Raw genomic sequence first — 22,752 nt, forward strand, 5'->3', positions numbered from 1 at the left:
ATGGCGGATACAGCAGGCGTGGCGAATCGTCCGGAAGACAAGGGCCCGGTCGGGGTCGGCGCTTTCCTTTTGGACGATCTGGCTCCGGCGTTCTGGACGCCGGAGCTGCAGATCGAGGAAAGCCGCTGGTGGCCGCATGTTCCCTTCGCCTTCTGGCTCGTCGCCGCGGCAAGGCCCCGGAGCCTTGTCGAACTCGGGACCGATCGCGGCGTGTCTTACGCGGCCTTTTGCGAGGCGGCGCGGCGGCTGGAACTCGACGCGCGGTTTTTCGCGGTCGACAACTGGCTTGGCGACGAAAAAGCGGACGAAGAGGAAGCAGGCGAGAAGGTTTTCGAGACCTTCAAGGCGTTCCACGACCGCCGCTATGCAAGCTTTTCTGAACTGGTCCGCGCGGGCTTTGACGCAGCGCGCGACGCTTTCGCCGATGGCTCGATCGACCTGCTGCATATCGACGGACCGCAGGACTATGACGCGGCGCGCGATATCCATGACCTTTGGAAAGGCAAGCTGTCGTCGCGCGGCGTCGTCCTGTTCCACGGAACCCGGCGCGCCGGCGAGAATTTCGGCGTCGGGAGGCTATTTGGCGAACTTGCCGGCGGCGCGCCGCATTTCGAATTCCCGCACGGCGACGGACTCGGTTTGATTGCGTCGGGGCCGGAAGCGCCGGAATCCATCGCCGCCTTGTGCGAATTGGGTGTGGGCCGGGACGCAATTCTGCGCGAACGCTTCGAATTTCTCGGCGGACGCTGGCAGGAACGCGCGATCGCCTTCAGCCTCTTGCGGCAATTCGAAGTCGATATGCCGCGTGATCAACACATCCGCTTGCCGATCCACAAGAGATTGGCGAGAAGCGTTCAGAAGACGATAGCCGATCCGATGCGCCATCTCAAAAAACCAAATCCTGAATCCTGATGGCCAGACGAAAGCACAGCGCTCCACCCATACCGCAGACGGGGCCCGACTATTCTTACCTGCGCTTGCCGATCGAGGCGCGGCGCGGGGACGTGGCGCCGGGCTCGAAGATCGGCGTTTTCATCCACGCCTATTATGAGCAGGAAATTGTCGCGCTCCTGCCTTATCTCGCCCATATCCGCGCGCCTTTCGAGCTTTTCGTCACCACCGATTCCGAAAGCAAGAAGGCCTTTCTGCTCGAAACGTTGCGACCGATTTATGGCGACGCGGTCACGGTGGGCGTCTTCGACAATCGCGGCCGCGACATCGCGCCGAAATATGTGGGCTTCCGCGACCAACAGCTCGCTTGCGATCTTGTCCTGCACCTGCACACCAAGAAGTCGCTGCATGATTCCAAACTGGCCGCGTGGCGAAGTTTCATGCTCGATTGCCTGATCGGCTCGCCTGCAACCTGCGGCGGCGTCCTTGACCTCTTCGCGAACAACCCCAAACTCGGCGTCGTCGCCCCGCGAATTTTTCCCGCCGTTCATCCGGCGGTGAGATGGGGCGAAAATTATTGCAAGACGGTCTATCTCGCCCGGCGCATGGGCGTGCGGCTCGAACGTCCGACGCAGATCGATTTTCCGGCCGGCTCCATGTTCTGGGCTCGTTCGGCGGCGCTCCGCCCGATCCTGGATCTCGGCCTCGGCTTCGGATCGTTTGAAGCGGAAGGCGGCCAGGTCGACGGAACGACCGCCCATGCGATCGAGCGGCTGATCTTTTATTCGGCGGAGCGCGCCGGCTATCGCTCGCTCCATGCCGGCGGCTCCGGCGATCCGGAAAAATTCGAAACATTGATCGACGCGCAGGACCTTGAACTGGGCTGGGTCAAGACAAGCTAGAAACTCGGGCGCGCGCCGCCGCAAGCCCGTCAAGCCGGAGGCCGGACGATTCTGACCACGCTCGCAGATATCTGGCTCATTCTGCAATCCGGGGCGTTCCGCCACGCGGATTACGCCTGGCTGCATCTCTCGTCGCGCTATCTGGCGCCGCTTGCCCTGCTGCATTATGTGACGATCGGCGAAAAGCGCGGCTTGCGGCCGACGCCGTTCTTCGATCCCGTCTTTTACGGCGAGCGCCGTCCCCGGCGCGACGGCGGCAATCTCTTCGCGGCTTTTTTGCGCGCTCCGCGCGGGGCGCCGGCCTGCCGCGAATTCGACGAGGCCTGGTATGTCGCGCATCACCCCGAAGCGAGCCGCGCGTCCTCGCCTTGGGCCGCGTTCATGAGCCATGGCCTGGCCGCGCTGCACGACCCGGCGCCGGACGTCTCGCTCGCCTTCGTGGCGCAAGCCTATCGCGGCCGTAACAAGCGCCTCGCCCGCACCCTGATGAAGGTTTTCGAAAGGCGGCGGGGCGACGGGAAGCTCTCCTGCGTTTTGCGCCTCGCCGATCTCAAGGCGAACCAGACCGCCTTTCGCGACGGCATCGTCCTGCTGACTATGGTGGACGGCCCCGCGAAAAGGTCCTGCCTCGTTTTCGTCCAGACCAATGGCGAGCATGCGACCGCGCTGCATGACCCGTCCCGGGGCTATGACCTGCTGCTGAACTTTTATCAGCCGCCGAAAGAGCCGCCCTTCGAGGCTGAATTCGTCTTCGCCCAGAACGGAACCAAGACCACGGCGATCTGGAAGCTTCTCACCGAACGGCCCGATATTTTCCAGGCCTATGACCATGTGCTTTTCCTCGACGACGATATCGCCATCGCGCCCCCGCGGCTGAACGAATTTTTCGCCATGATGAAGATGCACGGGCTCGACCTCGCGCAACCGGCGCTCGCCGCCGGCTCCTATGGCTCCTTCCCGGCCCTGTTCCAGAAGGAAGGCTCTCCGGGCTTCCGTCCGGTGAATTACGTGGAGATTATGATGCCCGCCCTGTCGCGCCGGGCGCTGTTCGCCACGCGGGATTGCTTCGCACAGGGAATCAGCGGCTTCGGTGTCGACGCCTTGGTCGGAGATACGGTTCATCGCCTGTTCGGACCGCATATCGCCGTGATCGATTCCGTGAGCGCGCGGCACGATCGCCCCATCGATCTCGACGGCGGCCCGCTCTATCGCTATTTATCCGCCAATGGCATTGATCCCGGCGTCGAGATGTGGACCATTCTTGCCGAGAACAGGCTGGAACACGGCCTCAGGGAAACGGACCCGGACGCGCATTGAAGGCCTATTACATCAACCTCGACCGCGCGCCAGAGCGTCGCGCCCATATGGAGCAGGCCCTTCAGGGCGTCGATCACGAGCGTGTAGCCGCCATTGACGGCCGGTTGCAGCCGCCGACCGGACAGGGGCTGACGCGCTTCGAAATCGCCTGCCTCGAAAGCCATCGTGAAGCCTGGCGGCGGTTTCTGGCCACGCCCGACGCCTATGCCTGTTTCCTCGAAGACGACGTGCATTTCTCGCCGGATTTCGCCGGCTTCGTCGCCCAGGACAACTGGATTCCCGCCAACGCGGACGCCGTCAAGCTCGACAGCTATTTCAACAGGGTCATGCTCGGGGCTCCAGCGCCCGCGCCGCTAGGCCGCAAGCTGGCGTTGCTCTATACGCGCCATGAAAGCTGCGCGACCTATATCCTGAGCCGGCGCGGCGCCGCGATTTTCCTGCGACTGACGGAAAACCCGACGCTGCCGGTCGATTACATCGTCTTTCCTGAAGACCCCGTCGGCCAGAAGCTCCGGCTTTACCAGCTCACGCCCGCCGTCGCGATCCAGGACCAGCTCTATCTGCGCCATTACGCGCGCGGCCTTCGTTTCGAGAGCGACATCAGCAAGCTCGACGCGCCAAAACCCGAAAGCGGGAAGCGTGGCGCCCTGTTCACGCTGAAGCGCGAAGCCGTCCGGCTCTATCGCCAGATTTTCAAGGCGAAACGCTATCTGGTCAATCGGCTGGCGCGCGGCCTCAAGCCCGAAATCGTGCCGTTCCAATAAAGGCCGCTCTGCGGGCTCACCACCCGAGAAAAAGACGCTCGGCGAGAAATTCCGGCAGGCCGGCGGCGAAGATTTTGCGCGCGGCGTCGTTCACGTCATAGGACACGCGAATGAAGCGCAGCGTGCCGCGCAAATCGTCATAGAGCGCGAAAGACGCCAGCGGATTGCCGTCGCGCGGCTGGCCTACCGAGCCAAGCACGGCGAGCCAGCGGCGGCTGCGCGCCAGCGGCGTCGGCAGATTGGCCGTCGGCGCGAAGAAGGTCGGCGGCTTGCCGGGGGCGACATGATAGAGCTGCGGCCTGTGCACATGGCCACAAAAGGTCACATGCGCGTTGACCGCGTTGAGCGAGCGCTCCGCGGTGTCGATCCCGGTGACATAGATGAAACGCTCCGGCGCGCTGGCGTCGCCGTGGACAAAAAAGGTCTCGGCTCCGCTCTCGCTGACGGTCGTCGCCGTATAGGGCATCGATGCGAGGAAATCCTTCTGCGCCTTGTCCAGCCGCCGCGCGGTCCATTCGATCGCGGAGCGGGCAGCGTCGTTCATATAATCCGATGGGCCATCGACCGCCGCGAGATCATGATTGCCCATCAAGCTGATGGCGCCGCGCGCGACATCCTCCGCCACGCAATCGACAATATAGGACGGCTCGGCGCCATAGCCGACCAGATCGCCGAGATAGACGAATTTTTCCGCGCCGAGGCGCCGCGCTTCCAGGCGGCATGCATCGAACGCCTCTCGGTTGCCATGGATGTCGGTGAGCAGCGCAATAAGCATGTTGATCCAGATCAATGGACCCTGATTTCTAAAACAAATTTTTCGGCGCGTCGCGCCCTTCGGCGCATTTTCCCGCTATCGCGTCAGAAAAGGCTGCCCTGCCCGCCCTCCGGCGTTTTGCGCGAAGTCGCCGGCCGCTTTTTCGACGCCGGCGCGCCCTCCGCAGGGGCGGCGTCGAAAGGTCCTGCCGCTGTTGCTGCGATCTTGCCGTCGGCGAATTGCAAGGTGAGTCGCGCCCCGGGCGGCGCCTGGGCGACCGATCGCACGGCCGCGTCATCGGCGTCGCGCACCAGGGCGAAGCCGCGCCGCAGCACCGCCGCATAACCGACCGCCGCCAGCATCTGCTCCGCGTGGCCGAGCCTTTCCCGGCGCCGCGCCAAAGCCGAGGCCATCGCCGCATCGAGCCTTGCAGCCAAAGCCGACCGCCGCTCTTCCGCCGCGCGGAAGTCGTTGCGCAGCAGAGCCACACGGGCGAGACGCGCGGACTCGAACCGCGCATCGAGAACCGCCAGTCGCTCACGCCTTTTTTCGACAAGCCCTACGCGAGCAGAGGCGAGGCGGAAAACGAGCGTGTCCAGACGGCCGGAAGCGCGCTGCAACTCCGCGTGCGGCGCATGCCGCGCCAGCAGACGCGAAGCGTTGGCCAGCGCAAGCTGCCGCCTGGAAAATCCGGCGGCGAGCGCGGCGCGCAATTTGTCGCCCGAGCGGTCGAGCCTTTGCCGCGGCGTCGCCAGCAGCGATTCCGGCCCCGGCAACGCGCGGACCAAGGCGCGCAGGTCGGAGCGTTTGCGCTCCAGCAGGCGCAAGGCCGCGCCATCGTGGCGGCGCGCCAGATCGGCGAGGTCTGCCAGAAGCTCCGTGCGCACGGGCACGGCCTTTTCGGCGGCGCCGGTCGGCGTCGGCGCGCGCAGATCGGCCACCAGATCGAGCAGCGTCCAATCGGTCTCATGCCCGATGGCCGAGATCAGCGGAATCCCAGATTCGGACGCTGCGCGTAAAACTTCTTCCTCGTTGAAGCTCCATAAATCTTCCAGCGAACCGCCGCCGCGCGCCACGATCAGCAGGTCCGGGCGCGGAATGGACCCCTGCGGCGTCAGCGCATTGAAGCCGCGAATGGCGGTCGCGACTTCCGCCGCCGAGGTTTCGCCCTGCACCCGCACCGGCCACACCAGCACGCGGCGCGGGAAACGGTCGTTCAGGCGATGCAGGATGTCGCGGATCACCGCGCCGGTCGGCGAAGTGACAATCCCGATCACGCGCGGCAGAAATGGCAGCTTCTTCTTGCGCGCTTCGTCGAACAGTCCTTCGGCGCCGAGTTTCTTGCGGCGCTCTTCCAGCAGCGCCATCAGCGCGCCGAGACCGGCGGGCTCCAATTGCTCGATGACAATCTGATATGAGCTTTTGCCCGGAAAGGTCGTGATCCGGCCGGTAGCGATGACCTCCAGCCCTTCCTGCGGCTTGGTCCGCAGGCGCGCATAAGTCCCCTTCCAGACCACCGCGTCGATCCGGGCGCTGGAATCCTTGAGCGAGAAATAGCAATGGCCGGAGGAATGCTGGCCGCGAAAATTGGAAATCTCGCCGCGCAGCCGCACATGGCCGAACTGGTCCTCTATGGCGCGCTTGAGCGCCCCGGACAATTCCGAGACGGTCAGTTCGGGCGCATTGGTGAGGATTGTGGATTCGCTCATGACGCAAGGCTAACCCTTTTGGCCGCCTTCTGGCGAGGGGGCGTTTGGCGCGAAAAATGCTCCTGACGCCAAAACAACCGCACGAAAAAGCTCACGGAGCCTCCATGCCGTCCATTCCCGTCGCCCAATTGCATGAACACGGCCAGGACATGGTCATCGTCATCATGGATTCCGCTTTCGCCCGCGCGGCGCCGAACCATCAGGAGGCGACCATCAGCCAGTTGCAGGCGCTGGCCAAGCTCAACGGCCTCAAAGGTACGATCGCGATGGTCTGGGACGCCGGCGGCAAGATGGATTACCTCGTGCCACAGCCGTGGCACGAGTTTTTCCGCAGCATCACTCTCGACGACGTGCGAGGCCGGATCAACGCCGAAATCAAGTGGTGACAGGCGCAGATTGGTCGAAGCCGGCCACGCGGACTGCCTTGGCCGACATCGAAAGCCCGTAGCGTTTTAAGAGCCTCTCTCACTTAACCGAGATAGCTCACCACCCCGGTCTCGATATCATAGATCGCCGCGACGATCTTGAGTTTGCCCGCGCCTGCGAGGCCCGAGATGAGCGTGCTCGCCGCAGTCAGCCGCGCCGCCGTCCTTTGCGCACTGAGCTTGGCGGTGGCGTTGACATAGTCGCCCGGGTCGTCCCGCGCGGCGAGCGCGGCGGGCAGGATCGGCTCGATCATCGGCCCAATCGCGCCGGGATAGGTCGCATTCTTTTTCACCACGTCGCAGGCCGCCTTCACGGCGCCGCAGCTTGTATGCGCGAGGACGACGACAAGCGGCGACCCGAGCACAGCCGCGCCATATTCGACCGTGCCGAGCGTAGCCGTGTCGACGAGATTGCCGGCGTTGCGGGCGACGAACAATTGCCCGACGCCGTGGCCGCCAAAAATGAGTTCCGGCGGGACGCGGCTGTCGGCGCAGGCAATCACCGTCGCCCATGGCGCCTGGTGTCCCGCGACCGAGGCCCGCTGTGCGGCCATGTCGATCGAGCAGAGTTCCGGATGACTGACATAGCGCGCATTGCCTTCCTTGAGCGCGGCGAGGGCCTCATCCGGCGAGAGTGACGTCGGCGCGCCTTCGGCCGCCCGCGCCGAGTTCGTCGCGCCGGCCAGCGCAACGCCGGCGAGTCCCGCCGCCGTGAATTTAAGGAAATCTCTCCGCGCCCTCGTTTTGCGATCGCAAGTTTCGCACATTGCCAGTCCCTCCTCCTGCGGAAGCAGAGACTGTGCCTGTCGCACGCATTTGACAAGGCCGAATCCCGTTGAAACCTAGCCGTTCAACAGCGACGGGGCGGGACTGGCGCCCTCGAGCGAGAGGTCAACCATGAGCTCGTGGGCGATCGCTTCAAGGGACTGGCGGAGGTCTTCGAGAGGGAGCCCGTCGGGCAGCGTCAGCCGGGCTTTAGCCTTGAACATGGCTTCGCCCGAGAACGACCCGCTCACACGTTCGCTTTCGAGTTCGGCGATGTTGACGTTTTGGCCGGCCAGGACGTGCGATATGTCTCGAATGATGCCGGGCCTGTCGAGACCGACGAGTTCGAGTCGTAGAGAGCGGCCTGCGACCGGCGTCTGCTCCTCGCTCCTCTCAATGACGAAGCGCAGCCCCTGCCCTTCCAACTGACGCAGCGACGCCACGAGCGCGTCAGCTTTATCGGGCGCGATGGCGACCAAAAGCATTCCGGCGAATTGGCCGGAAAGGCTCGCCATGCGCGTGTCGAGCCAATTGCCGCCGCCTGCGGCGATGGTCTCGGAAACCGCGCTCACCAGGCCCGGCCGGTCGCGGCCTATGACGGTCAGAACAAGATGTATCTGCATGGGCGCGTCCTCTTTTGCATGAGAATAGTCGAAGCGCGGCGCCGCTCATAGTCGCCCTTGGGTCGACCTTTGTCCTCCGACCGCCGCCGGCGGCGTCCGGCGGCATGTCGCCGGGAAAGTTGAAACCTCGCCCCGCCTCGCCTAAACAGACGGCGAAAGAGGCCCTTCATGAATGTTCTTCTCATCGGCTCGGGCGGACGCGAACATGCGCTCGCCGTCGCGCTCGCCAAAAGCCCGCTGCTGACAAAGCTGTTCGTCGCGCCCGGCAATCCCGGCACGGCGCCCATCGCGCAGAATGTCGTCCTCGACGTCGCGGATTTCGACGCCGTGATCGCCTTCTGCCGGGTCCAGAACATCGGCTTTGTGGTGATCGGCCCGGAACAGCCTTTGGTCGATGGGCTGGTCGATGCGCTGGACGCGGCGGGGATCAAGTCGTTCGGGCCGAGCAAGGCCGCCGCACGGCTGGAAGGCTCCAAGGGCTTCACCAAGGACCTCTGCGCCAAATATAACATCCCGACCGGCGCGTACGAGCGCTTCACGGCGCCCGAACCCGCGCTGGCCTATGTGCGCGCGAAAGGCGCGCCCATCGTGGTCAAGGCCGATGGCCTCGCCGCCGGCAAGGGCGTTGTCGTCGCCATGACTTTGGCCGAGGCGGAAGATGCGGTGAATGCCCTCTTCGCCGGGGCTTTCGGCGCAGCGGGCGCGGAAGTGGTGATAGAGGAATTTCTCGACGGCGAGGAGGCCTCTTTCTTCGCGCTCAGCGACGGCGAAAAGGCTTTGGCCTTCGCTTCGGCGCAGGACCACAAGCGCGTCGGCGACGGCGACACCGGGCCAAATACCGGCGGCATGGGCGCCTATTCCCCCGCCCCCGTGGTGACGGATGCGATCGTCGCGCAGGTAATGCGCGAGATCATCGTGCCGACCGTCGCGGCGATGAAGGCCGAGGGCTGCCCCTTCAAGGGCGTGCTGTTCGCCGGGCTGATGATCGGCAAGGACGGTCCGAAGCTGATCGAATTCAACACCCGCTTCGGCGATCCGGAATGTCAGGTGATGATGGCGCGGCTGGAGGACGACCTGCTCGGGCTGCTGCTCGCCTGCGCGGAAGGGCGCCTGCCGCAGCAGGTTCGCCTGTCGCCCAAGACCGCCCTGACCGTGGTGCTGGCGGCGCAGGGCTATCCGGCCGCGCCGCGCAAGGGCGGCAAGATCGCCGGCGTCGAACAGGCCGAAAAAATTCCGGGCGTGAGCGTGACCCATGCCGGGACGAAGTTGGAGGGCGGCCAACTGGTCGCCAATGGCGGCCGCGTGCTGAACGTCATCGGCCTGGCCGACAGCGTCGCCGAGGCCAAGTCTCTGGCCTATCGCGGCGTGGACGCCATCGACTTTCCGGAAGGTTTTTGCCGCCGCGACATTGGCTGGCGCGCGGTTGGGAGCTGACGCGGCTCAGGCGACCGCGCTTTCCCGCAATGTATAGCCGGCGCCGCGCACGGTCTGCAGCAATTGCACCTCGTGGCCCTTGTCGATCTTGCCGCGCAGGCGGGAAATATGAACGTCGATCACATTGGTCTGGGGATCGAAGTGATAGTCCCAGATGTTCTCCAGCAGCATGGTGCGCGTCACCACCTGCCCGGCGTGGCGCATCAGATATTCGAGCAGGCGAAACTCGCGCGGCTGAAGCACGATCTCCTTGCCGGCGCGAAACACCTTGTGCTTGAGCCGGTCCAGTTCGAGATCGGCCACGCGATAGCTCGTCTCCTCATTGGCGCCGCCGCCGCGCCGCCGCGCCAGAACTTCGACCCGCGCCAGCAGCTCGGCGAAGGAATAGGGTTTTGACAGGTAATCGTCGCCGCCGGCGCGCAGGCCCTTGACGCGATCGTCGACCTGGCCGAGCGCCGACAGGATCAGGACCGGCGTTTCAATTTTCTGCTGCCGCAGCCCGCCGATCAACGACAGGCCATCGAGCTTGGGCAACATGCGGTCGACAATCAGCACGTCATAATCGCCCGCTTCCGCCTTGCCATAGCCCGTCAGGCCGTCGGCGGCGGAATCAGCGTTATGCCCGGCTTCGCGAAAGGCCTTGACCAGATAGGCGGAGGCCTGGGGATCGTCTTCGATGATCAGGATGCGCATGTCGGGCATGATAATCGATTCCTGCAAAAAAGTCGGCAGGCCGGGAGGGGGCTTCCCGGCCTGCCTAGGGGAGCGGGCGCCTAAAAACGCAGGCGCCGCTTCCATTGGGGCAATTGCTTAGAGCCGTCTGGACCCGCCTGACCTCACGACGGATCGGAGGACAGCGCCAGGAAATGCGTGTTGTCGCCGGTCCGCACGCGCAGCAGGACGGCGCGGCGGCCTTCCTTCTTGGCGGTGTCGAGCGCCTTCACCACATCCTGCGGCCCGGTGACCGGCTTGCCGGCGGCGTCGAGGATCACGTCGCCGGGACGCAGACCCTTCTGGGCGGCGGGGCCGTCGGGATCGAGATCGGTCACGACCGCGCCTTCCTTGCCCGCCCCGGGCACGTCCGAAGACGGCGACAGGGAGAAGCCGAAATTGGCGAGCGCGGTCTTGGCGGCCTTTTCCGGCTGGACAACGTCGGCCTTGGCTTCCTTCTCCTCCGGCAGCTTGCCGAGCTTCACGCTGATGGCCTTTTCGGCGCCATTGCGGATGATCGTCAGATTGGCCGTGGCGTCGGGGCCGAGCGCCGCGATTTTGCGCGACAGCTCATGCGGGTTCTCGATCTTGGTCCCGTTGACGCTGGTCACGACGTCGCCCGAGACGATGCCCGCGGCGGCGGCCGGAGTGTTGGGCTGGGCCTGCGCCACCAGCGCCCCGCTCGACGACTTCAGGCCAAGGCTGTCGGCGATTTCCGGCGTGATCGGCTGGATCTGCACGCCGATATAGCCGCGCGTCACCGAGCCCTTGTCCTTGAGCGCCGCGACGACGTCGCGAGCGACTTCGGCGGGAATGGCGAAGCCGATGCCGACGCTGCCGCCCGAAGGCGAATAGATCGCGGTATTGACACCGACCACGTCGCCCCTGGCGTTGAAGGTCGGGCCGCCCGAATTGCCACGGTTCACCGCCGCGTCGATCTGCAGATAATCGTCATAAGGGCCGGAGCCGATATCGCGGCCGCGCGCGGAAACGATGCCCGCTGTGACGGTGCCGCCGAGGCCGAAGGGGTTGCCGACCGCGATGACCCAGTCGCCGACGCGCGGCATGCCGTCCGCGAACTGCACATAGGGATAGGTCCCCGGCTCGGTGATCTTGAGCAAGGCGAGATCGGTCTTCTTGTCCGCGCCGATCAGCTTGGCGGGAACGGTCTTGCCGCCCTCGATCGTCAGCGTGACCTCGGTCGCGTTTTCGACGACGTGATTATTGGTCACAACATAGCCGTCGGCGGAAATGATGAAGCCCGAGCCGAGCGCCTGGCCCTTGTGCGGCTTCTGCGGCATGGGCACGCCATTCGGGCCGCCGAAACGCTTGAAGAAGCGGTAGAGCGGATCGTCGGGCGAAACCGGGGGCATGCCGGGGGGCAGGCCTTCGGCGCCCTGATCCGGGCCGCCGGCTTCAGCCTTCTCGACGACATTGACTTTGACCGCGACGACGGCGCCCTTCACGCGATCAACCATGTCAGCGAAGGAGGGCGGACCGACGGGGGCGAGACCCTGATTGGCCGGCGCTTCGGCATGGGCGGGCAACATGGCGACGCTCGCGGCCGAGCCGATGAGCGCGGCGGCGCCGACGGCGCCCAGCATCGCGACACGCAGGGGGCGGCGCGGGGCGCGCAGGGGCAGCTCGCGGCGGGAGGAAGACGCAGACCAATTCAGCATGGGGGGCTCCATAGACCGTTTTCCGAAAAGCCGGCGGCGATTCGCGCCGCTGTTCGGGAGGGAATATGGAGGCCGCCGTCTTACGCGGCTGTTTCGGTGAGATGAATTTTTGGTAAGCTGACGGAACGCGTCGAAAGGCGGGTCAGCGTCAGGCTTGCCCTTCGTCTGGCGATTGGCCAAGCAGGCTCTTCAGCCGGGCGCTTTCCTCTTCCGACAGCGGCGCGGCGGGCTTGTCTTCGCCCTTGCGGCGCGCAGCGAACATGGCGGCGGCGCCCAGCCCCAAGATCGCGAAGGGCGACAGCCACAACAGCAGCGTGTCCCATTCGAACGGCGGCTTGAGCAGGATAAAATTCCCGTAGCGCGCGACCAGGAAGTCCTTCACCTGCGGATCGCTGTCGCCTGCCTTGAGGCGCTCGCGCACGAGCAGACGCAGGTCCTTGGCCAGCGAGGCGTCGGAATCGTCGATCGACTGGTTCTGGCAGACGAGGCAGCGCAGATCGGCAGAAATGGTTCGCGCGCGCTGCTCCAGCTTGGCGTCGGGCAGGATTTCATCCGGCTGCACCGCGAAGGCGGGCGCCGACAGCGAGAGAAGAGCGCAAAAGGCGAAAAGTCTTGCTTTCATGGCTCAGCTCGCGCCTTGCGCGCCAGCGGGTATTTTAGCCGCGCGGCGGGCGACGCCGACCCTTAGGCGCCGGTCGCTCAGGCTCAAGCCGCCGCCAAAGGCCATGACCAGGGCGCCAACCCAGATCAGCGACACCAGCGGCTTCCAGTAAAGCCGTGCGTCGAGCGACCCACTCTCGTTCTGGTCCGCGATGCTGACATAGATCTGGCCGAAATTCAGCGTGACGATGCCGGCCTGCGTCGTCGCCATCCGCCGCGTTGTGAAGAAGCGCTTGGCCGGCTGGATCAGCGCCACGATCTGGCCGTCGCGGCGCACGCTCATATGCGCGAGCGTTTCCTTGTAATTCGGCCCCTGCTGCGAGGTCAGGCCGATGACTTCAAGCTGATAGGGGCCGACGTCATAGGTCTGGCCCTGTTTCATCGCCACGATCTTCTCGACGCCCCAGCCGGTCGCGGCGAGCCCGAGCAAGGTGACCCCGAGCCCCGCATGGGCGAAGGCCGTTCCCCAGGCCGAAAGCGGCAGGCCCTTGGCGCGGTAGAAGGCGTTTTTCGACGAGCCCAGACCCGACGGGAAGATGCGGCCGAAAATCTCGGTAAAGGCGCCGACGATCAGATAGATGGCGACACCCGCGCCAATGAAGGCCACCACTGGCGCGCCATTGATCGCCGCGAAGATCAGCATGGCGGCGAGACCGCAGACAGCGGCGAAAAACAGCCTATGCGCCGCCCCGAGCAGGTCGCCGCGCTTCCAGGACAGCAATTGGCCGAGCGGCGCCAGCAGCAGGACCGGCGCGACGAGCGGCCCGAATGTCAGGTTGAAGAAGGGCGCGCCGACAGAAATCTTGTCGCCGTTGATCGCTTCAAGGGCGAGCGGATAAAGCGTGCCGACGAAGACCGCCGCGCAGGACGCGGTGAGAAGCAGATTGTTCAGCACCAGCGCGCCTTCGCGCGAGATCGGCGCGAACAGCCCGCCCTGCTTGAGCGACGAGGCGCGCGTCATGAACAGGAACAGCGCGCCGCCGATGAACAGCACGAGAATGCCGAGGATGAACAGGCCGCGTTGCGGATCGCTGGCGAAGGCGTGGACCGAGGTCAGCACGCCGGAGCGCACCAGGAAGGTGCCGAGCAAGGACAGCGAAAAGGCGAGGATGGCGAGGAAGATGGTCCAGATCTTGAGCGCCTCGCGCTTTTCCATCACGGCCGCCGAATGCAGCAAGGCCGTGCCGGCGAGCCAGGGCAGCAGCGAAGCGTTTTCGACCGGGTCCCAGAACCAGAAGCCGCCCCAGCCGAGCGTGTAATAGGCCCAATAGGAGCCCATGGCGATGCCGAGCGTGAGGAAGCACCAGGCCGCCAGCGTCCAGGGCCGGATGAAGCGCGCGAAGGCGGCGTCGATGCGGCCGCCGATCAGCGCCGCCGCCGCCAGCGAAAACACAATCGAGAAGCCGACATAGCCGAGATAGAGCAGCGGCGGATGGATGGCGAGGCCGGGGTCCTGCAGGATCGGGTTGAGGTCGGCGCCCTCGATCGGCGCCGGCGACAGCCGCGCGAACGGGTTGGACGTCAACAGGATGAACAACAGGAAGGCGGCGCAGAGCAGCCCCTGCACGGAGAGCGCGTCGGCGAGCAGGCGCGGCGGAATGGCGCGCGAAAAGGCGGCCATGGCGGCGCCGCTCAAGGTGAGAATGAGGACCCACAGCATCATGGAGCCCTCGTGATTCCCCCACACGCCGGAGATCTTGTAGATCAGCGGCTTGGTCGAATGCGAGTTCTCCACCACATTGGCCAGCGAGAAATCCGAGGCCACATGGGCATAGGTCAGCGCCGCATAGGACAGCGCGACGAAGGCGAATTGCGTCAGCGCGACGGGACGCGCCACGGCCATCAGCCGGGCCTCATGAGCGCGCGCGCCCCAGAATGGCAGCACGGTCTGCATGATCGACAAGGCGAAAGCGAGCACCAGCGCGTAATGGCCGAGTTCGACGATCATTGGGTTGCTCCCGCCGGCTTGGCGACTTGAGTGGCGGCCGGGTTTTCGGCGCCGCCCGCCCAGACGCCCTGCTTTTTCAATGCGTCCGCCACTTCGCGCGGCATATAGCGCTCGTCATGCTTGGCGAGGATGGAATCGGCCCGGAACACGCCGCCCTTGTCGAGTGCGCCTTCGGCGACTACGCCCTGCCCCTCGCGGAACAGATCGGGCAACAGGCCGGTATAGGCGACCGGCACTTCGGCATTGCCGTCCGAGACGGCGAACGTGACGCTTTTGCCTTCCAGATGGACGAGGCTGCCGGTCTTGACCAGCCCGCCGATGCGCAGGCGCTGGCCGGGGCCGACATGCTTTTCCGCCATTTCCGTCGGGCCATAAAAGAAAACCACATTGTCGCGCAGCGCGAACAGCATCAGCCCGACCGCGAGGCCGAGCACGCCAAGGGCGGAGCCGATCAAGGCCAATCTTTTCTGCTTGCGGGTCATGTGCCGTTCAGCCCCAATTCCTTTGCCAGCGCCGCGAGTTTCTGTTGCGATTCCGCGTCCGGCAGCGCCTTGCACGCCTGATCATACGCGTTTTTCGCCCGATCTGGTTCATTCAACACCTTATAGGCGCGAATGAGGCGCATCCATTCGTCCGCGCCGCCACCCTGCGAGGAAAGCCGCTGGGCCAGGCGATCGACCATGGCGTGAATGGTCTTCTGCTGTTCGTCGGCCGGCTGGGCCGCGACCGCGGCTGCGGCGTCCGGCGAAGGAGCGGCGCCCTGCCCCGCCCCCTGCTGCGGAGCCGCGCCGCCGTCAAGCGGCGCGGCGAGCATGGCGAGCTTTTCAATGACGTCGATCCGGGCGCGGGATCCCTCGGGCAAATCGGCAAGCAGCGCCGTCCAGACTTCGCGCGCCTTCGCCTTGTCCTCATGTTGGGCCGCGGCGAGGCCAAGGAAATAGCGCGCCTGCAAATTCTTCGGGTCTTGCGACAGCGCGCGCTCCAGCTGATCGACGGCCTCCGGCGACACCATGCCGTCATTGGCGTAGGACAGCGCCTCGGCATATTTCACCAGCCGGTCCGGAGTCTCGCCCAAGATTTTCAGCGCCTGCGCGCGCGCCTTGACGGCTTCGCCATAGCGGCCGAGGCGCAGATAGACCGGCGCCATCAGCTCCAGAGCGCGGCCGTCTTCGGGATGCGCGGCCAGATGCGCCTCCATCTTGGCGACGACTGCGGCGAAATCCTGCTGCGCCGGCGGCGAACTCATCCGCGCCTCCAAAGGCAGGTCAGGCAGCGCGGGATGGCCAATCCTGGCATAGATGCCCAGCGCGATGGCGGGCGCCGCGACCAGGGCCAGCGCAGCCGCAATTTTTCTCGCCCTGGGCGAGTCCGCGACCGCGACCTCGTCGGGCGCAACGGAAAGAAGCCGCCGCGCGGCCTGAGCCTTGGCCGACTCGGCCTGATCCTGTTCGATGCCGCCGCGCGAAAGCTCCGCGTCGATCTCGGCGATCTGCGCGCGATAAAACGCGACATCGGCGGCGTCCTCGCCGCGTTTCGGCGCCGGACGCGACAGAGGCCACAGGATGCTGAGGACGGCGACGCCCGTGAGAAGCGCAAAAAAGAGCCAGATCATGCCCGCTGCTTTAACTTTTTCCCGCACGCAATGAAAGGGCGCCATTGTCGCAGAGAAAATGAAGGCTAACCTCTGGTCGAATAGCGCAGGAGCGATTCTCCCTTATGGCCAATGATCCGAACAACGTCCCCGGCAAGATTCTCGTCGGCAAGGCAGAGGATTACGACTACCTGACCCTGCGCTTCGGCAACCGGCATGGGCTGGTCGCCGGGGCCACCGGAACGGGCAAGACCGTCACCCTGCAAAAGCTGGCCGAGGGCTTCTGCGCCGCCGGAACCTGCGTCTTCGCCGCCGACATCAAGGGCGACCTCTCCGGAATCGCCATGCCCGGCGACGGCGCCAAGCCCTTTGTCGCCCGCGCACAGGAAATCGGCGTCAAATATGAGCCGGACCAGTTCCGCTGCGTGTTTTGGGACATTTTCGGTGAAAAGGGCCATCCCGTCCGCGCCACTCTCGCGGAAATGGGGCCGTTGCTGCTCTCCCGCATCCTCCAGCTCAACGAGGTGCAGGAAGGCGTGCTCAACATCGCCTTCCGCGTTTCCGACGAACAAGGCCTCGCCCTGCTCGACCTCAAGGACCTGCGCGCGATCCTCACCTTTCTTTCGGAAAACGCCGCCGACCTGCAGCAGCGCTATGGCAATGTGTCTGCGGCCTCGATCGGCGCGATCCAGCGGCAATTGCTGGTGCTGGAGAACCAGGGCGCCGATAAATTCTTCGGCGAACCGGCGCTCGATATCCTGGACCTGCTGAAGCCGGACATAGACGGACGCGGCTTCATCCATGTTCTGAAGGCTGAAAAGCTGGTCCAAAGCCCGAATCTCTACGCAACCTTCCTGTTCTGGCTGCTGTCCGAGCTTTTCGCCAAATTGCCGGAGGTCGGCGACCTCGACAAGCCGAAGCTGGTCTTCTTCTTCGACGAGGCGCATTTCCTGTTCGACGACGCGCCCAAGGCGCTGTTGCGCGCCATCGAGCAGGTGGTGCGACTAATCCGAAGCAAGGGCGTCGGCGTCTATTTCGTCACGCAAAGCCCGCTCGACGTGCCGGAAACGGTGCTGGGCCAGCTCGGCAATCGCGTGCAGCACGCCTTGCGCGCCTTCACCCCGCGCGACCAGAAGGCGGTAAAGACCGCAGCGCAGACCTTTCGCCAGAATCCGAAACTCGACACGGCCGACGTCATCACCAAGCTCAATGTCGGCGAGGCGCTGCTCTCGATGCTGGAAGCCTCCGGCACGCCCGCCATGGTCACGCGGGCCAAGATCGCGCCGCCTGCCTCGCGCGTCGGCCCGATCACCGACGCCGAACTGGCGGAGGTCCAGGCCTCAAGCCCGTTCAAGGGCAAATATGATGTGGCGATCGACCGTGAATCGGCCTTCGAGATCCTTCAGGCGCGTGCGCAGGGGCGCACGTCCGGGGCGCCAGTGGGATCCAATGAGGAGGAAGGCGGGTTGCTGTCGCAGATCGGCGCCGGCCTACAGAACCTGTTCCGGTCCAGCGGCAAGCGCCCGTCCATCGCGCAATCGGCGATCCGCTCGGCCGCGACTTCCGCCGCGCGCAGCGTCGGCTCGGCCATCGCCAAGGAAATTGTGCGCGGGGTTACCGGCGGGATGAAGTGAGGCGGGAGGATCGGGCTGGCGCATTTTCGCCGCTGCGCGCACCGACTGGCGCCCGATGGGCGAATAAAGTTAAAGCCAAGTTGCAACTTTTCTTGTCCGAATTCGTCAACTGAATGGCGATAGCGGAGGCTTTTCTGACCAGCTTGAGCTGAAGTCTCCCGCAATATTCAGGAAATGGCGATGTTACGCTTCACCATGCCGCGATATGTCTTCACATATCCTCCCAAAAGCAGGCGCAAGGCTTATGCAATGCTGCTTGCGATCGCGCTCTCCACGACACATACGAGCGCCTATGCCGGCGATAACGCCGCGAAACCCAGGAGGGCTACCTCGGGCGAGGGAGTGCCAGCCTGGGTCGTCCAGGAATGCCGTCCCGCGACGGGCGCGGAAATCATGGGCAGGTTCGCGGGCGCCGGATACTGGTTCTATCGGGCGACTGGCGATTTTTGTTATTCCGACCTTCGACCCAACGTGATGTGATCAGGATCGCAGGGTCTAAGCCAACGGCCAGCGCGTAGCACGCCGCTGGCTCGGAACTTGCTCGGCGCACAAGCCCATTGCGCGAAAGCTGACATTCATCGGCTTCGGGCCCTGGCGACGGCCGACCCGTCAGAAAGGCGCCATGCGATCCTTTTCCCGAACGCGGCGCATGTGCGAATGGGATGAATTTCCCGCGCGCGAAGGTCTTGCGCGCGCCTATCTCGCCGACGCCACCGCCGAGCCAATCTCGCCCTTTCTGCTCCTGTCGGAGCCGGGGGTGACCGCGGGCGAGCAAAAGCTGTTTTCCGAGGCCTGGATGCGCAAGCGCCGGGCGGGCGCTGTCGACGAGCGCGCCCGGCTCGCTTTCCAATTCTCGCGATCCGCGCGTCCAAAAATCAGGCTTGGCTATCTCTCCAACGACTTTCAGGAACACGCCACGGCGCTGCTGCTCATCGAGACGCTGGAAGCCCACGACCGCGCGCTGTTCGAGGTATATGCCTATTCCTATGGCGGCGCCGACGACGGCGAAATGCGCGCCCGCATCGTCCGGGCCGTCGATCGCTTCGTCGATATCGGCGCACTCTCCGATTCCGCCGCCGCCCAAGTGATTCATGAGGACAGCGTCGATATTCTGATCGACCTCAAGGGCTTTACGCAAAAATCGCGGACGTCGATCCTCGCGCTCCATCCAGCGCCGATACAGGTCAATTATCTAGGCTATCCCGGCACGCTCGGCCCTGAGCTCTGCGACTATATCATCACGGATTCCTTCGTGACGCCCGCCGCGAGCGCCGAGGATTATTCGGAATGTTTCGCCGAAATGCCGGATTCGTTCCAGCCGCGCGGGCGCGGGCTGGCCGTCAACGCCGCTCCAAGCCGCGCGGCCGCAGGCCTGCCCGAATCAGGCTTTGTGTTCTGTTGCTTCAACCAGGCCTATAAGTTCACGCCGGACGTGTTCGACGTCTGGTGCCGGCTGCTCGACGCTTTGCCCGGCAGCATCCTCTGGTTGCTCGCCGCGAACGAGGCCGAGGGCAACCTCCGCAACGAGGCCATGCAGCGGGGAATCGCCGCGCACCGGCTCGTTTTCGCGCCGGACGCCCCGCAAATCGAGCATCTCGCCCGCCTGCAACTGGCGGATCTCGTGCTCGACACCGCCCCTTATGGCGCCCATACGACGGCGAGCGACGCCCTATGGGTCGGCGTGCCAATGGTCACGCGGCCCGGCGCGACCTTTCCCTCCCGTGTCGCCGGAAGCCTTTTGCGCGCGGTGGGCCTGCCGGAGCTGATCGTCGAGGACGAGGCCGATTATTTCGCGCTGGCCTCCGCGCTCGCCGCAGATCCGCAACGGCTCGCCGCTCTGCGCCAGAAACTCGCAGACAACCAGCAGGACGCGGCTCTCTTCGACGTATCGGCCTATACCCGCCATCTGGAACGGCTTTTTAGCGCCATGTGGGGACGCTATCGCGACGGACTTCCCAGCGCCGCGATCAGATAATCGGCTGACACGCCAAAAAGCTGTGAATGGCGGCGGCAAGGATCGATTGTTCGCCGGTGGGGTGCTACCTAGGCCAATGCCGCAAAGACGCGCGGCTGTGGGAAGCGGATGGGAACTGGCATCGACATTGGCTTGACAGGCGCGGGAGCCCCGGCTGTCATCGACCTTGAGGAACTGCTCGCCACGCGCTTGCTGGTTCAAGGCAATTCAGGGTCGGGAAAATCGCATCTGCTGCGCCGCCTGCTGGAGCAGAGCGCGCGGCTCGTGCAACAGATCGTCATCGACCCCGAGGGCGATTTCGTTTCGCTGGTCGAGCATTATGGCCATCTGACGGTCGACGCCGCCGAATGCGAGCGTGACCTGACTGCCATCGCCGCGCGCGTCCGGCGCCATCGCGTCTCCGTCGTGCTCAATCTCGAAGGGCTTGAAGTGGATGGGCAATTGCGCTGCGCCGCGCAATTCCTCAACGCCCTGTTCGAAGCCGAGCGCGACTTCTGGTATCCGGCGCTGGTGGTGGTGGACGAGGCGCAGCTCTTCGCCCCCGCCGCGGCGGCCGACGCCTCGGATGAGGCGCGGCGCATGAGCCTCGTCGCCATGACCAATCTGATGTGCCGGGGCCGCAAGCGCGGGCTCGCGGGCGTGATCGCGACCCAGCGCCTGGCGAAACTGGCCAAGAACGTCGCCGCCGAGGCCTCCAACTTCCTGATGGGACGGACCTTTCTCGATATCGACATGGCCCGCGCCGCCGATCTTCTCGGCATGGAGCGCCGGCAGGCCGAGGCCTTCCGCGACCTTGAACGCGGCGCCTTCATTGGCCTCGGCCCCGCCATCGCTCGGCGGCCGGCGGCGATTCGGATCGGCCCGGTGGCGACGGCGGACCGGGGCGGCGCGCCCAAGCTGCTGCCTCTGCCCAATGCGCATCACGGCCAGGACTGGCAAAGTCTGATCTTCACAGCGGGCGATGGTGAGAAGTCCGAAGCCCCGCCGTCGCGCCCGCGCATGCCGCGGCCAGAAATCGCCCAGACCATTTTCGCCCAGATCGAACAGGCCGCCGCGCCTCAATTCGTCGCCGCGCCGCCGCCCGATCTCACGGAGGACGAGCGCGAGGCCGAAATCGACGGCATCCTGCGCCAGATGCTGGCCGACAAGGGCTTCGCTTTTCAGCCCGCCGCCGCTTTGCATCAGGATTTTCTCGTGCGCTGGCGCATTCGACGGCTCGGCGCCGGCGCCCCGGATCTGGCGGTCTTTCGCCGCCGCGTGACGATCATGCGCGCGCGTCTGGCTTTTCCCGGCGACGCCGATGAGGACGCCTGGGCTCGCGCGATCGAGTTGGTCCAGCGCCTGCCCGATGATTTGCAGGTAGTGTTTCTGCTGTTGAGCCGCGCGGCGGTCGCCGCCGAAACCTGCCCGTCCGACGACGAGATCGCGCAATTTTTCGGCAGCCATTCTCCCGGCCGCGCCCGGCGCATGCTCGATCAACTGGAGAAAACGGGAGCGATCGTCGCCCGCGCCGATTTCCAGAAAAGGCGCATCATCGCCTTTCCCGAACTCGGAATCGAAACCGCCGCGAAATGTGATGCGGCGGTTTCCTAGAATCGAGCCTCAAGACAGGCGAAGGCTTATTCTTTCCCCGGCGCGGCCGGCGACGCCGCATCGAGAGGCGGTAGGGATTCGGTCGTGACCTGCCCCGGCGGCGGGCGCGGAGTGCGGTCTGCCCCGGCGTCGATCACCGCCTGATCGGCGGCGCGCGGCGCGGCGGCGCGGGCGCCGATCTGGCGCACCACCTGCGGCGCATTGGCGTAATTGTCATGGCCGATCAGGTTGGAGGACAAGTCGGAAATGTCATAGACGCCGACGCCGAGCCCCTCGATGAGATCACGGTCGCGATCCGAGGTCGGATCGAGCGCGCCGAGACGCCGGTCGCCCTGAAGGCCGGCCGAGACCTGCAAGGCGCGGTCGTCCTTGGAGACATAGACCGAGAAATGCGACGGATCGAGCCGCGCGATCTGCTGCTTGAATACCGAGAGATCGATATCCGGCGCCGCCAGCATGACATTGCCCAGCTTGCCGTGCAGATCGGCCGAGCCCGAAAGAGCCGCCCCGCGAAGCGTCTCCATCGTCAGCCATGTGCCCATGGAATGGGCGAGAATGTGGATGCGGCCGATCCCGGGGGTTTCCGCGAGATCATTCAGCAGATTGAGATAGGCGTCGCGCGAGGCGGTGGCGCTTTCCTTGTCCGCGCCATAGGCGAGCAGCGCGGCCTTGGAAGGCCAGGTGAACAGGACCGGAACGCCGCCGAATTTGGTGTCCACGACAATCTGCGCGAGGCGGAAGCGGGCCTCGTCCAGCGAAGTATTGAAGCCGTGGACATAGACCAGCACGTCGCGGTTGACGCCGATGCGACCGGAGAGATGAGACGCCAACTGCTCTGTGAACTCGTCCTCGTCGAGCTGGCTGCGCGACGCCACCGCGAAATGATGATCGGGATTGGTCCCGCCGATAGCGGGACGCTCCATCGCGCCGGGCTTGTGGTCCGGAGGGACAGAAATGTAATCGAGCGAGAAGCGCCCCTTCGCGCCGGGCGTCAGCTCGGTGGAATGATTTCCGCCCTTGCGCGTCGAAACAGTGAATATTTCCGCTGTATAGGCGGTCTGGTCGGACCCGCCGCCGAATATTCCGCCAAGATTGAAGCCGTCGCCGGCGCGGGCCGCGCCGCCCGGCGCCAGGATCAGGGCCAGAGAGAGAAACAGGCCCGGACCGGCGATGCGCGCCGGCCAATGGTTCAAGATTTTTCGCACTGTCATTTCCTCGTCGGGGGCCGCAGAAGGCTTCGCCGCGCCGCAACAAAACGCCCAGGGGCTTAATCAAAGATGAATCGCCCACGCCTTATCCAGCGAGCAGATGCAACATAAAGGCGGCGACAATAGGACCCCGCCGCACATGATCCGGCACAGCGCGGAGTGGCGCCCC

The 22,752-nt window shown here is 65.1% G+C and carries 21 protein-coding genes; 10 read left to right on the top strand and 11 right to left on the bottom strand.

What is annotated here, in order from left to right:
- From QZ409_RS09665 to QZ409_RS09680, 4 genes are all read left to right on the top strand, one after another.
- Entirely contained in the window at window positions 1-912 is a 912-nt protein-coding gene (locus QZ409_RS09665; protein ID WP_296709984.1) for a class I SAM-dependent methyltransferase, read from the top strand.
- Window positions 912-1,793: a rhamnan synthesis F family protein gene (locus QZ409_RS09670; protein ID WP_296709987.1), complete on the top strand. Its 882-nt coding sequence runs from the start codon at window positions 912-914 to the stop codon at window positions 1,791-1,793. Before QZ409_RS09665 ends, QZ409_RS09670 begins: the two co-directional genes overlap by 1 nt.
- A 168-nt stretch (window positions 1,794-1,961) precedes the next feature.
- Window positions 1,962-3,110 carry a hypothetical protein gene (locus tag QZ409_RS09675; RefSeq protein ID WP_296709990.1) on the top strand — a complete coding sequence of 383 codons (1,149 nt, stop codon included), beginning with the start codon at window positions 1,962-1,964 and terminating at the stop codon, window positions 3,108-3,110.
- A complete protein-coding gene (locus tag QZ409_RS09680) occupies window positions 3,107-3,874 on the top strand; it encodes a glycosyltransferase family 25 protein (RefSeq protein WP_296709994.1) in 768 nt (255 codons plus the stop codon). The genes QZ409_RS09675 and QZ409_RS09680 overlap by 4 nt, the downstream gene beginning before the upstream one ends.
- Window positions 3,875-3,890: 16 nt before the next feature.
- Here the strand turns inward: QZ409_RS09680 and QZ409_RS09685 are convergent, their stop codons facing one another.
- Complete coding sequence (locus tag QZ409_RS09685; RefSeq protein WP_296709997.1) at window positions 3,891-4,649, bottom strand: metallophosphoesterase family protein; 759 nt, start codon at window positions 4,647-4,649, stop codon at window positions 3,891-3,893.
- Window positions 4,650-4,732: 83 nt separating this feature from the next.
- Window positions 4,733-6,337 (bottom strand): exodeoxyribonuclease VII large subunit, encoded by a 1,605-nt coding sequence (gene xseA / locus QZ409_RS09690; RefSeq protein WP_296709998.1) that lies wholly within the window; start codon window positions 6,335-6,337, stop codon window positions 4,733-4,735.
- 104 nt (window positions 6,338-6,441) lie between these two features.
- Here xseA and QZ409_RS09695 point away from each other — a divergent pair, with 104 nt between their 5' ends.
- Window positions 6,442-6,723 (top strand): hypothetical protein, encoded by a 282-nt coding sequence (locus tag QZ409_RS09695; protein ID WP_296710000.1) that lies wholly within the window; start codon window positions 6,442-6,444, stop codon window positions 6,721-6,723.
- Between the two features lie 83 nt (window positions 6,724-6,806).
- On the opposite strand, the gene QZ409_RS09700 is transcribed toward QZ409_RS09695, so the two are convergent.
- Complete coding sequence (locus QZ409_RS09700) at window positions 6,807-7,529, bottom strand: carbonic anhydrase (RefSeq protein WP_296710002.1); 723 nt, start codon at window positions 7,527-7,529, stop codon at window positions 6,807-6,809.
- A gap of 75 nt (window positions 7,530-7,604) precedes the next feature.
- Window positions 7,605-8,150 (bottom strand): ACT domain-containing protein, encoded by a 546-nt coding sequence (locus QZ409_RS09705; protein WP_296710004.1) that lies wholly within the window; start codon window positions 8,148-8,150, stop codon window positions 7,605-7,607.
- 168 nt (window positions 8,151-8,318) lie between these two features.
- On the opposite strand from QZ409_RS09705, the gene purD reads away from it, so the two are divergent.
- Window positions 8,319-9,584, top strand: coding sequence for a phosphoribosylamine--glycine ligase (purD, locus tag QZ409_RS09710; RefSeq protein ID WP_296710005.1), 1,266 nt, complete (start codon window positions 8,319-8,321; stop codon window positions 9,582-9,584).
- Window positions 9,585-9,590: 6 nt separating this feature from the next.
- Here purD and QZ409_RS09715 read toward each other — a convergent pair whose 3' ends face one another.
- The 6 genes from QZ409_RS09715 to ccmI form a co-directional block, all read right to left on the bottom strand.
- Window positions 9,591-10,277, bottom strand: a complete 687-nt coding sequence (locus tag QZ409_RS09715; RefSeq protein ID WP_296710237.1) for a response regulator transcription factor — start codon at window positions 10,275-10,277, stop codon at window positions 9,591-9,593.
- Window positions 10,278-10,420: 143 nt separating this feature from the next.
- Window positions 10,421-11,974 carry a Do family serine endopeptidase gene (locus QZ409_RS09720; RefSeq protein ID WP_296710007.1) on the bottom strand — a complete coding sequence of 518 codons (1,554 nt, stop codon included), beginning with the start codon at window positions 11,972-11,974 and terminating at the stop codon, window positions 10,421-10,423.
- A 148-nt stretch (window positions 11,975-12,122) separates the two neighbouring features.
- Window positions 12,123-12,596, bottom strand: coding sequence for a cytochrome c-type biogenesis protein (locus QZ409_RS09725; protein ID WP_296710009.1), 474 nt, complete (start codon window positions 12,594-12,596; stop codon window positions 12,123-12,125).
- 3 nt (window positions 12,597-12,599) lie between these two features.
- A complete protein-coding gene (locus tag QZ409_RS09730; protein ID WP_296710012.1) occupies window positions 12,600-14,582 on the bottom strand; it encodes a heme lyase CcmF/NrfE family subunit in 1,983 nt (660 codons plus the stop codon).
- A complete protein-coding gene (gene ccmE / locus QZ409_RS09735) occupies window positions 14,579-15,064 on the bottom strand; it encodes a cytochrome c maturation protein CcmE (RefSeq protein WP_296710015.1) in 486 nt (161 codons plus the stop codon). The genes QZ409_RS09730 and ccmE overlap by 4 nt, the downstream gene beginning before the upstream one ends.
- Entirely contained in the window at window positions 15,061-16,194 is a 1,134-nt protein-coding gene (gene ccmI / locus QZ409_RS09740) for a c-type cytochrome biogenesis protein CcmI (RefSeq protein WP_296710017.1), read from the bottom strand. Before ccmI ends, ccmE begins: the two co-directional genes overlap by 4 nt.
- Window positions 16,195-16,298: 104 nt before the next feature.
- On the opposite strand from ccmI, the gene QZ409_RS09745 reads away from it, so the two are divergent.
- The 4 genes from QZ409_RS09745 to QZ409_RS09760 all read left to right on the top strand — a co-directional run bounded on the left by QZ409_RS09745 (window position 16,299) and on the right by QZ409_RS09760 (window position 21,375).
- A complete protein-coding gene (locus QZ409_RS09745; protein WP_296710020.1) occupies window positions 16,299-17,807 on the top strand; it encodes a helicase HerA-like domain-containing protein in 1,509 nt (502 codons plus the stop codon).
- A gap of 249 nt (window positions 17,808-18,056) precedes the next feature.
- Window positions 18,057-18,287: a hypothetical protein gene (locus QZ409_RS09750; protein ID WP_296710024.1), complete on the top strand. Its 231-nt coding sequence runs from the start codon at window positions 18,057-18,059 to the stop codon at window positions 18,285-18,287.
- 169 nt (window positions 18,288-18,456) lie between these two features.
- Window positions 18,457-19,782, top strand: a complete 1,326-nt coding sequence (locus QZ409_RS09755; RefSeq protein WP_296710026.1) for a UDP-N-acetylglucosamine-peptide N-acetylglucosaminyltransferase — start codon at window positions 18,457-18,459, stop codon at window positions 19,780-19,782.
- A gap of 108 nt (window positions 19,783-19,890) precedes the next feature.
- Entirely contained in the window at window positions 19,891-21,375 is a 1,485-nt protein-coding gene (locus QZ409_RS09760) for a DUF87 domain-containing protein (protein WP_296710029.1), read from the top strand.
- Between the two features lie 26 nt (window positions 21,376-21,401).
- On the opposite strand, the gene QZ409_RS09765 is transcribed toward QZ409_RS09760, so the two are convergent.
- Window positions 21,402-22,580 carry an alpha/beta hydrolase gene (locus QZ409_RS09765; protein ID WP_296710032.1) on the bottom strand — a complete coding sequence of 393 codons (1,179 nt, stop codon included), beginning with the start codon at window positions 22,578-22,580 and terminating at the stop codon, window positions 21,402-21,404.
- Between the last annotated feature and the right edge of the window lie 172 nt (window positions 22,581-22,752).

Source organism: Rhodoblastus sp., from assembly GCF_019449565.1.
Lineage (GTDB): Bacteria > Pseudomonadota > Alphaproteobacteria > Rhizobiales > Beijerinckiaceae > Rhodoblastus.